Origin of the sequence: Pseudomonas sp. LAM2023 (genome assembly GCF_016620375.1) — a bacterium.
Classification (GTDB): Bacteria; Pseudomonadota; Gammaproteobacteria; order Pseudomonadales; family Pseudomonadaceae; genus Aquipseudomonas; species Aquipseudomonas anuradhapurensis.
This window is the reverse complement of the sequence record NZ_JAENHV010000026.1, coordinates 322,720-337,573: the sequence shown is the minus strand read 5'-3', so window position 1 is coordinate 337,573 and position 14,854 is coordinate 322,720. Positions and strand designations below refer to the sequence as shown.

Sequence of the window (14,854 nt, the reverse complement as noted above, 5' to 3'; positions counted from 1 at the left end):
GTCGCAATGGGCCGCAACGCGGCCCCACAGCCTCAGAAACTCACCGAGGCCGAAAGCCGGGCGGTCCGCGGTGCCCCCTGGAACAGGTAGTTGTCGCCCAGGTAGTCGCCCACGTCGCGCCAGTAGCGTTTGTCGAACAGGTTATCCACTGTCAGCCGCAGCACCGTGTCATATTCCCCGACCCGCAGGCGGTATCGGCCGCCGAGATCGAACACGGTGTACCCGCCAACCTCCACGTTCCCCGCCTGGCTTGCATACTTGCTGGCGCTGTAGCGTGCGCCGCCGAGTAACGCCAGGCCCGGCACCGGCAGGGTGTATTCCGCCTGCAGCGCCGCCCGCAGCCTGGGCACGTTGATCGCCTGGTGGCCCTCATAGGCATCGGTACCACTGTTCTGTACCCGCGCACGTATGGCTGCGGCGCTGGCCTGCACCTGCAGGTTCGAAGTCACCCAGCCGCTGGCGCCCAGCTCCAGGCCGGTGTTCTTCTGCTGGCCTTGCTGGACGTAGGTGTAATGGCCGGTGCCATCCGGGCGTGCATATTGATACGCCTGGCGGATCTGGAACAGCGCGGCGCTGAGGCTCAGGCCTTGCCAGTCGTGCTTGAGGCCGAGTTCCAGCTGGTGCGACGTGGTCGGCGCCAGTATTTCGGCGGCGTTGTCGGCAAACCAGGGGGCTGTGCCTCCGGCCGACAAGCCCTTGGCGTAGCTGGCATACACCGTGGTCTCCGGCTGCGGCTTGTAGATCAACGCGGCATTGGGCAGCAACTGGTACTGCCGGGTATGGCGGCCCGCCACGCCGTTTTCGTCCCAGGTCTTTTCATCCAGACGCACTTCACGCGCGCCCAGCACGGTCTGCCATTGCTCGCTGAAGCTGATGCGGTCGCTGACGAACAGGCCGTACTGGCGGCTGTCCAGGCGGCGTTCGCTGGCGCCGATGGGTTTGTCGGACGGGGCGAGTACCGGGGTACCCGCATGGATGTTGCCGGTGCCTAGCCACTCGTTGTAATACGGGCGCTGATCAAGGGTGCGCCGCTGCGCACTGCTGCCTACGGTCAGGTCATGCGCCACGCCCAGCGCGTCGAAACGCCCATTGAGCATTGCCTGTGCTTCATCGGTGCGGCGGGTATCGTCGGGGCTGCGGAAGTCGTAGATATCGTAGTCGCCGTTGCTGCCGAAGAATGCGCCTTCGCTCGACCCCCAGGCAAACGAACTGTAGTCATCGATCACCACCTTGCTGCGCGAGGCACTCAAGGTTCCGGTCCAGGCCTCGTTGAGGTGGTATTCGAAGCGCCCGCCCAGGTTCAGCGAGTCGTTCTGCACCGGCTTGGCCCAATGCTGGTAGGCCAGGCGGTCGTCGGGATCGATGCCGTGGGGCACAGTGTTGCCGCCGAGCAGTTGATAGCCCGGTACCGAACGTTGCTCACGGTGCTGGTATTCAGCATCCAGCTGCAAGGTGGCATCCGGGTTGAGCTGCCAGTCGAAGGCCAGCGAGGCGAAGTCGCGCTTGCCGTCGGCGTGGTCGACGTAAGAGCGGATATCTTCATGGGCCAGGTTGGCGCGCAGGCCGAACTGCCGCTCGCTGCCGAACCAGCCGCCCAGGTCGGTGGCCAGATAGCGTTCGCCCTGTTCGTTGGTCGAGACGGTGACGCTACGCACGTCTTCGGCGCGCTTGGTCACGTAGTTGATCAGGCCGCCTGGCTCCGACGCGCCGCTCTGCAGCCCCGACAAGCCTTTGAGCAACTCCACCTGCTGCTTGTTTTCCAGGGCCACGTTCTGCTCGCCGGCGATGGTCTGGCCGTTGATGCGGTAGCTGCTGGCCGCATTGAGCTCGAAGCCGCGGACATTGAAGTTTTCGTAGTAACCGATGGGGGCATAGCTTTCGCCCACCGAGGCATCGCTTTGCAGGACTTCGCTGAGCAGGCGTACCTGGCGGTCTTCGAGCAACTGCTGGCTGAACACGCTGACAGCGGCGGGGGTGTCGAGCAAGGGCGCGGGCTGGAAACCGCCCACTGCAGCCTCGCGTGCCTGGTAGCCATCGTTGGCATAGGTGTCGGACACCTGTACCGGGGCCAGCAGCACGCTGTCTTCGGCAAACACCTGTGGGCAATGCAGGGCCAGGCCCAGGCTGAGCAGGCTCAGGGGCAAGCGAGGGGGACGCGGGGGCATGCGGTGGGGCTCCTGGATGCGCACTCCTGTGTCGGCCTCTTCGCGGGTAAACCCGCTCCCACAGGGCAGTCACTACAACCGAGGCAGGTGATTTCACTGTGGGAGCGGGTTTACCCGCGAAGAGGCAGGCACAGGCCATGAAAAAGGCGGCATCTTACAGCCGCCTTCAGCATAAAACGATCCGCGCCCTGCGATATTCAGCCTTTGCCGCCCGGCCGCCGGTGCTGGCGCCAGTTGTCGTCGATCTTCGACCAGGTCTTGCCATCGGTACTGGCCATGAGCTTGCGCCCGTCCTTGAAGGTGGCCAGGAAGGTGGCTTCTTCTTCCTTGCCGCCCAGCCACAGCCCGGCCAACAGCCCCACTGGCCCGGCCACCAGTGCGCCGGCCACGCCCCAGCCCAGGGCGCTGCCCAGGCTACGGCTGGATTCGAGGCTGGCCAACCGCAGGTCGCTGATGCGGGCCAGGGAAATCCGCTCGCCCGGGGAGGGGCTGCGCGGGGTCTTGAGCGTGAGCGATCCGTTGCGATACTCGCCTTCACCTTGCAAGAAATCGCCGGATTGCACCGTGAGTCTTGTCATAACGTTGTCCTGTCAGGGAAAGGGCTTTGACCAACGCTTACTGAGCGCTGCCATGACGGGCAAGTCAACGGCCAGACGACGGAGGGTAGTGCGGTAGGTTGTCGCCATGCCTGATGGCCTCTTCGCGGGCAAGCCCGCGAAGAACCCAACGCGCGCTTTTCAGGCCATCTGCAACAGCTGCCTGCGCTTGCGCTCGGCTGCCACCCACGCCAGCAATGCCAGCGCGCCAATCACCAGCCCGGCGACCACGATGCCCATCCAGCCCTGGTACTGGAACAATTGCGTGCCCAGCAACGACCCAAGCGCCCCGCCAATGAAGTAGCAGGTGATGTAACCGGCATTCAGCCGCGTCCGCGCTTCGGGGCGCAGGGCGATCACCGCATTCTGGTTGCTCACGTGCACCAGTTGCACCGCCAGGTCGAGCATCAGCACGCCCAGCAGCAGGGCCAGCAACGATTGTTCGGCAAAGCCCAGCGGTACCCAGGACAGCAGCAACACCACCAGGCCCACGGTGGTGCCCAGTGCGCCCTTGCCCTGGTCGGCCAGACGCCCGGCCCAGTTGGCGGCCAGTGCACCCGCAGCACCGGCCAGGCCGAACAGGCCGATCACTGCATCCGAATAGTGGTACGGGTCTTTTGCCAGCAGGAACGCCAGCGGCGTCCAGAACAGGGCGAACAGACTGAACGCCAGCAGCCCCAGCAGCGAGCGCAGGCGCAGCACCGGCTCTTCGCGGAACAGGCGGAACACCGAGCCGATCAACGCCGGGTATTTCAGCCCGGCATGGCTGTGGTGTTGCGGCAGGCTGCGGTTCAGCGCCACGGCGGTGATGGCCATCAGCGCGGCGGCCAGTACGTAGATGCTGCGCCAGCCGCCCAGCTCGGCCATGAACCCGGCGGCGGTGCGCGCCAGCAGGATGCCCAGCAACAGGCCGCTCATCAGCGTGCCGACCGCGCGCCCACGCGAATGAGGCTCGCTGAGGGCTGCAGCCATGGGCACCAGGATTTGCGCTACCACCGAGAACAGTCCGGTCAGCGCCGTGCCGAGGATCAACCAGGGCAGGCTCGGTGCGCAGGCACTGATCACCAGGCCCAGGGTGGCAATCACGCTCATCACGGTTATCAACCGTCGCTGTTCGAACAGGTCACCGAGTGGCGCCAGCAGCAGCAGGCCGGCGCCATAGCTGAGCTGCGCGGCAATGACGATGCTGCCCGCGCTGGCGGTGCTCAGGCCAAACTGTTGGGCGATGCTGTGCAGCAACGGTTGCGCATAATAGTTGCTGGCCACGGCCAGGCCAGTGGCGGTGGCCATCAGCAGGATGAGTGCGCGGCTCAGGGTGGGGTTGTGCATGTGGTTCTCGTGGCAGTTAGGGGGAGGGGCAACCTGTACCGGCCCCTTCGCGGGCTTGCCCGCTCCCACAGGATTTTCACCGGGCCGGAGCCAGTGGGGTGCCTGTGGGAGCAGGCAGCCCGCGGAGAGGCCGGTACAGGCAACCGTTGGATCAGGCTGCAAACCCGCCATCGACAGTCAGGCTGGCCCCGGTAATGTACCCCGCCTCAGGCCCCGCCAGGTACGCCACGAAGCTGGCGATCTCGTCCGCCTCGCCATACCGCCCGATCGCCATCAGCGGGATCAGGCTTTCGGCGAATTCACCGCTGGCCGGGTTCATGTCGGTGTCCACCGGCCCGGGCTGCACGTTGTTCACGGTAATGCCTTTGGGTCCCAGGTCACGGGCCATGCCACGGGTCAGGCCGACCAGTGCCGACTTGCTCATGGCATAGGGCGCACCACCGGCAAACGGCATGCGTTCGGCGTTGGTGCTGCCGATATTGATGATGCGCCCGCCCTGGCCCATGTAGCCCGCGGCCGCCTGGCTGGCGACGAACACGCTGCGCACGTTCACCGCCAGCATGTGGTCGAAGTCGGCCAGGTCGAACTCGGTCACTGGCGCCACCGCCAGTACCCCGGCGTTATTGACCAGGATGTCGAGCCGGCCGAAGGCCTTCACGGTGTCATCCACGGCCAGTTGTACCGCAGCGGCATCAGCGCTGTCGGCGCGCAGTGCCAGGGCGCGGCCGCCGTTTTCGGTAATTTCCCGCGCCAGTTGTTCGGCCGGGCCGGCAGAGCTCACATAGGTGAAGGCCACCTGCGCGCCTTCACGGGCCAGGCGCCGCACGATGGCTGCGCCGATACCACGGGAGCCGCCCTGCACCAGGGCCACTTTGCCTTCGAGGGTGTGTTGCTTGGACATGTTGATCTCCTGCTGGAAGCCAGGCCGGAATGCCTTGGATGGGCGCAGTATCGGCGCTTGATTACCCGCTGATAAGATGGCAATCACTATCAGCAGAGTAAACCTTTGGTTGCTAATCATGGCCATGGAATCGTTCAACGCTTTGGAGTGTTTCATCCGCAGCGCCGAGGTCGGCAGTTTTGCCGAGGCTGCCAGGCGCCTGAGCCTCACCCCGGCTGCGGTAGGCAAGCATGTTGCTCAGCTGGAAGCACGCTTGGGGGTGCGGTTGTTCCAGCGTAGTACCCGCAAGCTGACCCTGACCGAGGCGGGGCAGCGATTTCTTGGGGAGGTCAGTGACAGTTTCCGCACCATCCAGTACGCCGTGGCCAACCTGGCCAGTGCCGAGGGCCAGCCGGCCGGGTTGTTGCGGGTCAGCATGGGCACGGTGTTCGGCCGTTTGTACGTGCTGCCCCTGCTGGGCGAATTCCTGCGTCGTTACCCGGGTATCACCCCTGACTGGCATTTCGACAACCGCCAGGTCGACCTGATCGGCCAGGGCTTCGATGCCGCGATTGGCGGCGGCTTCGAACTGCCTCCAGGGGTGGTGGCGCGCAAGTTGACCCCGGCGCACCGGGTGCTGGTGGCGGCGCCGGCTTATCTGGCCCGCCATGTACCGGTCACGGAGCCACAGGCGCTGCAGCGGCATGACGGTATCCTGATCCGTTCGCCGCAGACCGGGCGCGTGCGCTCGTGGCCGTTGACCAGCCGCTGGCAGGAGCAGCAGCCCTTGGCGTTGCGTCAGGCGATGACCATGAGCGATTCGGACGCGGCGTGTGCGGTGGCCGAGCAAGCGCTGGGGATTGCCCTGGTGAGCCTGCCGTTTGCGGTACCGTACCTGGAGAGCGGGCGGCTGCGCCGGGTGCTGCCGGACTGGTATGTGGACGATGGGCATATCAGCCTGTATTTCGCCGAGCACAAGCTGTTGCCGGGCAAGACCCGGGCGTTTGTCGATTTTGTGGTGGAGCAGTTTGCCCACCAGGGCCTGGCGAGGCGGTTCGATGCCTTGCAGGCGCTTTGATGGTACTGCGCGGCTCCCAGGCTCGATGCGATCGTTGTAGGAGCGGCCTTGCGTCGCGATGGGCTGCGTAGCAGCCCCCGACTATTCATGCTGGCGCGCAGATCCTGGGGCCGCTGTGCGCCCCATCGCGACGCAAGGCCGCTCCTACAAAACGACCGCATGTGGCCGCGCCGGGTGGCGGGGCAGCTCAGGCTATCTCGACAATCAACAACGTCTGCGACCCCAGCCGCACCTCATCATCCACGTGCTTGCCCATCAACTGCTGCCCCAGCGGCGATCGCGGGGTAATCACCGTGACCAGCCCATCCCCCTCACCAATCTTCAACCCTGCCGCCGCGGGCCCGAGGAACAGACGCCGTTGCCCGCCGTCTTCATCCTCTAGCGTCACCAGGTTGCTCATCTGCACCCCGCGTGCCGGGTCATGGTCGCGCAGCAGCAATTGCTGATAGGTCTGCAGCGCCGTGCGAATTTCCGCGCTGCGGCGGGCCTGGCCGGTAGCCAAGTACGAGGCCTCCAGGCCCAGGGTATCGTACTTGTTTTCGGCGATGTTCTCCTCGGCGGTGGCCGCTTCATACGCGGTTTGTGCTGCGCGTGTCAGCACGTCCAGGTCACGCTCGAGGGTAGCGACGATCTGCGCCAGCAGGCGGGGCTTGTCCATGGTCAGTAACAGAACTCCAGCACGTTGGCCTGGCTTTTGTCAGTGGGCGCGGTGCGATTCTGCTGCAACCAGAACTGGCATTTGGGGTTGTTCAGGTTGCGCGGGTTGCCCTGGGCGGCTTCGGCGGCCTGTTGCTGCTCCTGCTTGTGCAAGATGTCCTTGTAACGCTCGAACATCTCGGCCTGGGCGTCCGCCGCCGGGGCTGGCGCTGCAACTGGCCGGGCAATGCCAGGCGCCACCGCCTGGGCCAGCGGCTGCACCTGCTCTGGCCACAACTGCAGGGCCAGCCACAGGCTGGCGGCGATAGCCATGGCGCCCAGCCACAGGCCCAGGGCTACGCACAGGATCAACGGTAACGGCTTGAGGGTGATCTTCAGTTCACGGTGGCGGGGCATGGCACTGTCCTGGCAGGGTGGTTCGGGGTGCATTGTCGCATGCGTCCGGGCATTTTTCCGCGCCGGTGCTTTTGTCGGCGACAATTTATCCGCAGAATTCGCGGTTTTCCGTTGGGCGAGGGCAGGGCACATGAAAGCCACCTGGGATATCTTCTGCACCGTTGTCGACAACTATGGCGATATCGGCGTGACCTGGCGTCTGGCCCGCCAGTTGGTGGCCGAGCATGGCCTGGCGGTGCGCCTGTGGGTGGACGACCTTCGTGCGTTCGTGCGCCTGTGCCCGGGGGCCGATGCCGCACTCGACCAACAGTGGCAGCAGGGCGTGGAGATACGCCACTGGCCAGCCGACTGGCAGCCGGTGGCAAGCGCCGACGTTGTCATCGGAGCCTTCGGCTGCCGCTTGCCGGCGGGCTATATCGAAGCACTGGCCGCGCGACCGTCACCGGCGCTATGGCTGAACCTGGAATACCTCAGTGCCGAAGATTGGGTGGAGGGTTGCCACGGCTTGCCGTCGCCACAAGGCAACGGGTTGCGCACGGTGTTCTACTTTCCCGGCTTTACCGCCGGCACCGGCGGCCTGCTGCGCGAGGCACCCTTGCTGGCGCGCCGTGCCGCCTTCGAGGCCGACCCGGCGCAGCGCACTGCGTTTCTCGCCGGGCTCGGCGTACAGGTGCAGGACGGCGCGCGGCTGATCTCGCTGTTCGCCTACGAGAATCCGCACCTGGGTGGCTGGCTGCAGGCCCTGGCCGAAGATGCCCGGCCCAGCCACCTGCTGGTGCCGGAAGGGCGCATCCTCGGCGACCTGTGTGCCTGGCTGGGCGAGCCTGCGCTGCCGGTGGGGGCGGTACGCCAGCGCGGTGCGCTGACCGTGCAGTTGCTGCCTTTCGTCAGCCAGGACGATTACGACCGCCTGCTCTGGTGCTGCGACTTCAACGCCGTGCGCGGCGAGGATTCGTTCGTGCGTGCGCAGTGGGCAGGGCGGCCACTGCTGTGGCACATCTACGTGCAGGAAGAGAATGCACACTGGGAAAAACTCGAAGCGTTCCTGGCGCTTTATCGCCAGGGCCTGTCGGATGCTGCCGGCGAAGCCCTGGTCGATCTGTGGCGCGCCTGGAACCTAGACAGCCGCACGCAACGCGACATGCACGCCGCCTGGGGCGAGGTGCTGGCGCATTGGGACGAGCTGCAGGCGCATGCCCGCCACTGGTGTGCCAAACAGGCCGCTCAGCCGGACCTTGCCATGACGCTGGTACAGTTTTACCGAAATTGGCTATGATACGCGGCCTCGATTTTTATAAATCCATCCAGATTCGGATACTGCGTAATGAAAACTGGTAAAGAACTGAAACCCGGCACCGTACTGCGGATCGACAACGACCCGTGGCTGGTACAGAAAGCCGAATTCACCAAGTCGGGTCGCAACAGCGCGATCATGAAGACCAAGCTGAAGAACCTGCTGACCGGCTACAAGACTGAAACCGTCTACTTCGCCGACGACAAGCTGGACGACGTGATCCTCGACCGCAAGGAAGTGACCCTGTCCTTCATCAGCGGTGACGCGTACACCTTCATGGACACCACCGACTACACCATGTACGAGCTGAACGCCGAAGACATCGACGCCGTTCTGCCGTACATCGAAGAAGGCATGCAGGACGTCTGCGCCCTGACCATGTACGAAGAGAAAGTGGTATCGGTCGAACTGCCGACCACCATCAGCCGCCAGGTTACCTACACCGAGAACGCTGCTCGCGGCGACACTTCGGGCAAGGTCATGAAGCCTGCCAAGCTGGCCAACGGTACTGAAGTCCAGGTTGCCGACTTCATCGAAATCGACGAGTGGATCGATATCGACACCCGCGATGGCTCCTTCAAGGGCCGTTCCAAGAAGTAATTCTTCTTGTGAAACGCAAAAAACCCGGCCTTGGCCGGGTTTTTTCGTATCTGGATCGTTACCTGCAAACACTCGCCTGTGTAGGAGCGGCCTTGCGTCGCGATGGGCCGCGAAGCGGCCCCACAATCCCACAAAAATACTGGCTTTTGCAGGCCACTCCTGGGACCGCTTCGCGGCCCATCGCGACGCAAGGCCGCTCCTACAATCGAGCCTTAGACGGTCACATGCAGCCGTACGTCCACGTTATTGCGGGTGGCATTCGAGTATGGGCACACCTTGTGCGCCTTTTCCACCAGCCCTTCGGCCTCGGCCTGGGCCAGGCCCGGCAGGTTGATGTGCAGGTCGATGTCCAGGCCGAACCCGCCCGGAATCTGGCCGATGCCGACCTTCGCAGTGATCGAGGCCTCTGCCGGCAGGGCTTTCTTCTCTTGCCCGGCCACGAACTTCAAGGCGCCGATGAAGCATGCCGAGTAACCGGCGGCGAACAGCTGCTCAGGGTTGGTACCGTCACCACCAGCGCCACCCAGTTCCTTGGGGGTGCTGAGCTTGACTTCCAGCTTGCCGTCGCTGGAGCGGGACTTGCCGTCGCGCCCACCGGTGGAGGTAGCTTCTGCGATGTACAGCGGATTGACCTTTTGCATCTTGAGCCTCGCTAACGTGTTGTGCGCTTCCGTCTGCGGAAGGGCGCGGGTTGGTGTGGGATTTAAATTAGCGCGCAATTAGTTTGTGCGCAAGATAAATTATCGCCGTTCGTCCGGAGGCCATCCCTCAGCCAGATTGTCAGAGGTTCTTCTGCAGATTCTCGCGCAACGTCAGCAGGTCGGCCTGCAGCTGTTGCAGCTGTTCCAGGCTGCGGCCACTGGCCTTGAGGATGCACTGCGGCACCTCCCTGGCCCGCTGTTGCAGAGCGCGGCCCTGGTCGGTCAGTTGCACCAGCACCACCCGTTCGTCTTCGCGGCTGCGGTTGCGCTGCAGCAGGCCTTCGCTTTCCAGGCGTTTGAGCAACGGCGTCAGCGAGCCGGGGTCGGTAAGCAGGTGCTGGCTGATCTCGCCCACGGTCAGGCCATCGTGCTCCCACAGCACGAGCATGGCCAGGTATTGCGGGTAGGTCAGGCCCAGGGCCTGCAACAGTGGTTTGTAGACCTTGGTCATCAGCAACGAGGTGGAGTGCAGGGCGAAACAGACCTGGTTGTCCAGCAGCAGCTCGTCACAGGAGGCTTGGGTGTCGGCGTTCATGCAGGTCCTTGAAAGGTAATCAATGGGTAAGTCTGGCACGCTGATCATCAGTGCGCGCATTACTCGTGCAGTTCACTGCGCAAAGCCAGGTCCCATGGTGGAATCGGGCTGAAGCGGCTCTTGAGAAATTCGAGCAGCAAACGGCTGCGAGAGTTCGTTTCGTGTTCCAGGCGTAGCGCGTAGATACCGCTGGTTTCGGCTTGCGGCAAGCCGCCGTCGCAAAACAGTGGTACCAGCTCGCCGCGCAGCAGGTACTCGCTGATCAACCAGGTGGGCAGGTGGGCGATGCCCAACCCGGCGAGCGCCCCGAACAGCAGGGTCTCGGCGTTGTTCGCGGCCATGCGCATGCGTGCGGGGCGGTACAGGCGGGTTTGCCCGGCCACGTTGAAGCGCCAGGCAAAGGGCGGCGCCAGGCCGTCCCAGTCCAGGCCGTCGTGCCCGGGCAATTCGCTGGGGCAGGTGGGGATGCCGCGGCTGGCCAGGTAGGCGGGGCTGGCGCAGGCGATACGCACCATGTAGGCCAGTGGCGTGGCGACCAGCCGGGTATCGGCCAGCGGGCCGGCGCGCAGCACCAGGTCGACTTCGCCGAGGTGGCTGCCATGCAGGTCGACGAAGCTGTCGATCAGGCGCAGTTGCACGTCCAGGCCCGGGTAGGCCACCAGGAAGTCGGCAATGGCCGGCGCCAGGTGGCGGCGGCCGAATGCGGCGGGGGCGTCGATGCGGATCAGGCCTTCGGGGGCATTGCTCAGCGACACCGCTTCGGCGCGGGCCAGGCGCAGTTCTTCGATGATGCGCCTGGCCCGTTCGGCGAAGGCGTTGCCCGCGGGAGTGGCGCGCACGGCGTGGGTGCTGCGGGTGAACAGGCGGCTACCTACGGCGCTTTCCAGGCTGTCGATGCGCCGGGCTACGGCAGACGGGGTCAGCGGATGGCGGCGTGCGGCAGCAGAAAAGCTGCCGGTTTCCAGCACATCGAGGAACAGGCTCAACTGGTCGGTCAGGGTATCAGGGCTCATGGTTGCCTTGCTTATGCGGATGACGCACAGCCATTGTGCGCTGCTGTGCGTTTCCCCGCCAGCCCGCAGTGGCTAGCATGCTTGCATCGTGTGTACAGGCAGAGAGGCCCTGATGATCGAGTGGGTGTTGTATATCGTGCTGGGCACTGCCCTGGGGACCATGGGTGGCCTGTTCGGCATTGGTGGCGGGTTGATCGCGATTCCGGCGCTGGGCGTGCTGTTTGGCCTGGACCAGCAGCTGGCCCAGGGGACGGCACTGGTGATGGTGGTGCCGAACGTGCTGCTGGCGCTGTGGCGCTACCACCAGCGTAACCGCATCGAACTGCGCCACGCCGTGCCATTGTCGCTGTGCAGCTTCGTGTTCGCCTGGCTGGGGTCGATCTGGGCGGTGGGGCTGGATGCGCACTCCATGCGCCTGGGCTTTGTCGGCTTCCTGGTCGCCCTGGCAGTGTGGAACGTGGCGCGGATGTTCATGAAAGTTGCGCCGCCGAGCGCCGAGCTGCGTCATCCCTGGCCATGGCTGGGCGTGCTGGGCAGCTTCGCCGGCACCATGGGTGGCTTGTTCGGCGTGGGCGGGGCGGTGGTGGCCACGCCGATCCTGACCAGTGTGTTCGGTACCACCCAGGTGGTCGCGCAGGGGTTGTCGCTGGCCCTGGCGGCGCCGAGTACCTTGGTGACCTTGCTCACCTATGGGGTGCACCACAGCGTTGACTGGAGTGTGGGCATCCCGTTGGCGGTGGGCGGCTTGCTCAGCATCAGCTGGGGCGTGAAGCTGGCCCATGCGTTGCCCGAAAAGGCGCTGCGGGCGATGTTCTGCGTGTTCCTGGTGGTGTGCGCGGTGATGCTCGGGTTTGAGCTGTGAGGGCTTTGCGGTCTTGTCGCGAGCAAGGCCGCTGCTACAGCAGCCCCGGGCTCACTTGAACCCTTCGATGATGTAATCGGCCATGCAATCGGTAATCGGCGACGCACTCTGCGTACTGCGCACCAGCATCACATTGGCCACCGGCAACTGCGGCAACCCTTCGTTCTCGCCCAGGATGCGCAGGTTCCCGCCAATCAGGCTCTGCAACTGCGCGGTTACCGCCAGCCCGGCCGTGACGATGGCAAAAATCGCCGCCAGGCTCGGGCTGGTGTAGGCGATGCGGTAATCGATGCTCTGGGCTTCCAGGGCATTGCAGGTCCACGCCCGGCAGAAGCAGTCACTGTTGAACAACGCCAGCGGGATCGGCCGTTGCTCCTGCGGACAGAAACCTTCGGCGGCGGCCCATACCAGACGTTCCTGGCGCAACAGCTGGCCAATCTCGTTGCCCGGCTCGCGGGTAACGATGGTCAGGTCCAGGTCCTGGCGCAGCATCAGTTGTTTGGACGACTCGCAATGCACCTCTACCTGTACCAGCGGGTAGGCCTGGGCAAAGCTCGACAAGATGGTCGGCAGGAAGCGCATGGCGTAGTCGTCCGGCGTGCCGATACGGACCATCCCGACCATGTGCGGCATGCGTAGGGTATTGAACACTTCGCCGTGCAGCTTGAGGATACGCCGGGCATACCCCAGCAGCACCTGGCCTTCGGCGGTCAGCCGCACCTGGCGACCGTCGCGCTCGAACAGCTGGCGTTGCAGGATGTCTTCTTCCAGGCGTTTCATCTGCATGCTCACCGCCGACTGGGTGCGGTTGACCACCTCGCCGGCCCGGGTGAAGCCACCTTGCTCGGCGATGGCGACAAAGGTGCGCAATACGTCGGCGTCGAGGCTCTGGTACTGGGACATTGCATCAATCTCCGAGATGCATGGCATCAGAAACATTCGTTGGATTGATCTTATGCCTGACAGCAGACTGGAGCCATCAACACGGAGGGCTTCACGATGAAAGGTCATGTCAGCAGCATCCAGCAACCTGCCTTTTCCCTGAACCACCTGTGGCATGCGGCCGTCCACCAGATGGCGCGGTGGCTGCAGCTGTACCGCCAGCGTCAGCAGTTGGCCAGCCTCAGCGATGCGACCCTGCACGATCTGGGATTGAGCCGGGCCGACATCCAGCAAGAGGCCGAGCGGCATTTCTGGGATGACCCGCTGCGTAAGTGAGCAAGGGGGGAGGTGTTTGGCTTGGGGTTTTCAGCGCGGTGAGATCGAGCGCCGCCCACGCGGCGCTCGATCTCACCGGCAACCTGAACCCCAAGGCATACACCCACCCGCCTCAGCGCCGTACCTGCTTCAGCGTTTCGGCGATCAGAAACGCCAGCTCCAGCGACTGGTCGGCATTCATCCGCGGGTCGCAGTGGGTATGGTAGCGGTCCGACAAGGCATCTTCGGTAATTGGCCGGGCACCACCAATGCATTCGGTCACGTTCTGCCCGGTCATCTCGATGTGGATGCCGCCGGCATGGCTGCCCTCGGCCTGGTGCACCTGGAAGAACTGCTTCACCTCGTCGAGGATCTGCGCGAAGTCGCGGGTCTTGTAGCCGCTGCTGGCCTTGATGGTATTGCCGTGCATCGGGTCGGAACTCCACAGCACCTTGCGCCCCTCGCGCTCGACCGTGCGGATCAGCCCCGGCAGGTGGTCGCCCACCTTGCCGGCCCCCATGCGCACGATCAGGTTCAGGCGCCCGGGGTCGTTCGCCGGGTTCAGCGTGTCGATCAGGCGAATCAGTTCTTCTGGGTTCATGCTTGGGCCAACCTTGACCCCGATCGGGTTGTGCACGCCGCGCAGGAACTCCACATGGGCACCGTCCAGCTGGCGGGTGCGGTCGCCAATCCACAGCATGTGGGCCGAACAGTCGTAGTAGTCGCCAGTCAGGCTGTCCTGGCGCACGAACGCTTCTTCGTAGTTCAGCAGCAGTGCTTCGTGGGCGGTGAAGAAGCTGGTTTCGCGCAGTTGCGGCGCGCTGTCCAGACCGCAGGCGCGCATGAACGCCAGGGTTTCATCGATGCGGTTGGCCAACTGGTGGTACTTGTCCGCCAGTGCCGAGTTGGCGATGAAGTCCAGGTTCCATTTGTGCACCTGGTGCAGGTCGGCAAACCCGCCCTGGGCGAAGGCCCGCAGCAGGTTGAGGCTGGCGGTGGCCTGGTGGTAGGCCTGCAGCAGGCGTTCCGGGTCGGGGATGCGGCTCTTGGCGTCGAAACCGATGCCGTTGACGATGTCGCCACGGTAGGCCGGCAGGGTGATGTCGCCGATGGTTTCATCGCCCGAGGAGCGTGGCTTGGCGAATTGCCCGGCCATGCGCCCGACTTTCACCACCGGGCAGCCGGCAGCGAAGGTCATGACGATGGCCATCTGCAGCAGCACCTTGAAGGTGTCGCGGATTTTCGCCGCCGAGAACTCGGCGAAGCTCTCGGCGCAATCGCCGCCCTGCAGCAGGAAGGCGCGGCCTTCGGTGACTTCGGCAAATTGCCGGCGCAGCTCGCGTGCTTCGCCCGCGAACACCAGCGGCGGATAGCTGGCCAAGGTCTGTTCGACCTTCAGCAGGTGCGCGGCGTCGGGGTAGGTCGGTTGCTGCTGGATCGGCAGGGCGCGCCAGCTGTCAGGGCTCCACGGTTGGTTCATCTCGGGCTCGGTCTGGTCGGTTGTAGGCTATTGGGCCATGGTAACAGTTGGCGCCGTGCTTGTTGCAGCAA

General features: G+C 64.6%; 16 protein-coding genes. 5 read left to right on the top strand and 11 right to left on the bottom strand.

Translation table 11 applies throughout. The features are described 5' to 3' along the window. Window positions 1-32 precede the first annotated feature (32 nt). The 4 genes from JKP78_RS16520 to JKP78_RS16505 all read right to left on the bottom strand — a co-directional run bounded on the left by JKP78_RS16520 (window position 33) and on the right by JKP78_RS16505 (window position 4,991). Window positions 33-2,165, bottom strand: a complete 2,133-nt coding sequence (locus tag JKP78_RS16520) for a TonB-dependent siderophore receptor (RefSeq protein ID WP_200626988.1) — start codon at window positions 2,163-2,165, stop codon at window positions 33-35. Between the two features lie 197 nt (window positions 2,166-2,362). Further along, window positions 2,363-2,743: a hypothetical protein gene (locus JKP78_RS16515; RefSeq protein ID WP_186677919.1), complete on the bottom strand. Its 381-nt coding sequence runs from the start codon at window positions 2,741-2,743 to the stop codon at window positions 2,363-2,365. A gap of 159 nt (window positions 2,744-2,902) precedes the next feature. Then, on the bottom strand, window positions 2,903-4,090 hold the full coding sequence (locus JKP78_RS16510; RefSeq protein WP_200626987.1) for an MFS transporter: 1,188 nt from the start codon (window positions 4,088-4,090) through the stop codon (window positions 2,903-2,905). Between the two features lie 151 nt (window positions 4,091-4,241). After that, window positions 4,242-4,991 carry a 3-oxoacyl-ACP reductase family protein gene (locus tag JKP78_RS16505; protein WP_186677915.1) on the bottom strand — a complete coding sequence of 250 codons (750 nt, stop codon included), beginning with the start codon at window positions 4,989-4,991 and terminating at the stop codon, window positions 4,242-4,244. A 118-nt stretch (window positions 4,992-5,109) separates the two neighbouring features. Here JKP78_RS16505 and JKP78_RS16500 point away from each other — a divergent pair, with 118 nt between their 5' ends. Next, window positions 5,110-6,048: a LysR family transcriptional regulator gene (locus JKP78_RS16500; RefSeq protein ID WP_186689017.1), complete on the top strand. Its 939-nt coding sequence runs from the start codon at window positions 5,110-5,112 to the stop codon at window positions 6,046-6,048. Between the two features lie 187 nt (window positions 6,049-6,235). Here JKP78_RS16500 and JKP78_RS16495 read toward each other — a convergent pair whose 3' ends face one another. Beyond that, window positions 6,236-6,706 (bottom strand): GreA/GreB family elongation factor, encoded by a 471-nt coding sequence (locus JKP78_RS16495; RefSeq protein ID WP_186689019.1) that lies wholly within the window; start codon window positions 6,704-6,706, stop codon window positions 6,236-6,238. A 2-nt stretch (window positions 6,707-6,708) separates the two neighbouring features. Next, window positions 6,709-7,101 (bottom strand): hypothetical protein, encoded by a 393-nt coding sequence (locus JKP78_RS16490; RefSeq protein ID WP_200626986.1) that lies wholly within the window; start codon window positions 7,099-7,101, stop codon window positions 6,709-6,711. A gap of 130 nt (window positions 7,102-7,231) precedes the next feature. On the opposite strand from JKP78_RS16490, the gene earP reads away from it, so the two are divergent. Continuing rightward, window positions 7,232-8,377 (top strand): elongation factor P maturation arginine rhamnosyltransferase EarP, encoded by a 1,146-nt coding sequence (gene earP / locus JKP78_RS16485; RefSeq protein WP_200626985.1) that lies wholly within the window; start codon window positions 7,232-7,234, stop codon window positions 8,375-8,377. 48 nt (window positions 8,378-8,425) lie between these two features. After that, window positions 8,426-8,995, top strand: coding sequence for an elongation factor P (gene efp, locus JKP78_RS16480; protein ID WP_170028870.1), 570 nt, complete (start codon window positions 8,426-8,428; stop codon window positions 8,993-8,995). A gap of 212 nt (window positions 8,996-9,207) precedes the next feature. Here the strand turns inward: efp and JKP78_RS16475 are convergent, their stop codons facing one another. The 3 genes from JKP78_RS16475 to JKP78_RS16465 all read right to left on the bottom strand — a co-directional run bounded on the left by JKP78_RS16475 (window position 9,208) and on the right by JKP78_RS16465 (window position 11,244). Next, on the bottom strand, window positions 9,208-9,636 hold the full coding sequence (locus tag JKP78_RS16475; protein ID WP_170028871.1) for an organic hydroperoxide resistance protein: 429 nt from the start codon (window positions 9,634-9,636) through the stop codon (window positions 9,208-9,210). A 139-nt stretch (window positions 9,637-9,775) separates the two neighbouring features. Then, window positions 9,776-10,231 (bottom strand): MarR family winged helix-turn-helix transcriptional regulator, encoded by a 456-nt coding sequence (locus tag JKP78_RS16470; protein ID WP_186689036.1) that lies wholly within the window; start codon window positions 10,229-10,231, stop codon window positions 9,776-9,778. 59 nt (window positions 10,232-10,290) lie between these two features. Next, window positions 10,291-11,244, bottom strand: coding sequence for a LysR family transcriptional regulator (locus JKP78_RS16465; RefSeq protein WP_200626984.1), 954 nt, complete (start codon window positions 11,242-11,244; stop codon window positions 10,291-10,293). Window positions 11,245-11,356: 112 nt separating this feature from the next. Here JKP78_RS16465 and JKP78_RS16460 point away from each other — a divergent pair, with 112 nt between their 5' ends. Continuing rightward, window positions 11,357-12,106 carry a sulfite exporter TauE/SafE family protein gene (locus JKP78_RS16460; protein WP_200626983.1) on the top strand — a complete coding sequence of 250 codons (750 nt, stop codon included), beginning with the start codon at window positions 11,357-11,359 and terminating at the stop codon, window positions 12,104-12,106. 51 nt (window positions 12,107-12,157) lie between these two features. On the opposite strand, the gene JKP78_RS16455 is transcribed toward JKP78_RS16460, so the two are convergent. Further along, window positions 12,158-13,009: a LysR substrate-binding domain-containing protein gene (locus JKP78_RS16455; protein ID WP_200626982.1), complete on the bottom strand. Its 852-nt coding sequence runs from the start codon at window positions 13,007-13,009 to the stop codon at window positions 12,158-12,160. A gap of 96 nt (window positions 13,010-13,105) precedes the next feature. Here JKP78_RS16455 and JKP78_RS16450 point away from each other — a divergent pair, with 96 nt between their 5' ends. After that, window positions 13,106-13,324: a DUF1127 domain-containing protein gene (locus tag JKP78_RS16450; RefSeq protein WP_186689046.1), complete on the top strand. Its 219-nt coding sequence runs from the start codon at window positions 13,106-13,108 to the stop codon at window positions 13,322-13,324. Between the two features lie 112 nt (window positions 13,325-13,436). Here the strand turns inward: JKP78_RS16450 and JKP78_RS16445 are convergent, their stop codons facing one another. Continuing rightward, entirely contained in the window at window positions 13,437-14,783 is a 1,347-nt protein-coding gene (locus JKP78_RS16445) for a class II 3-deoxy-7-phosphoheptulonate synthase (RefSeq protein WP_003247094.1), read from the bottom strand. Window positions 14,784-14,854 lie beyond the last annotated feature (71 nt).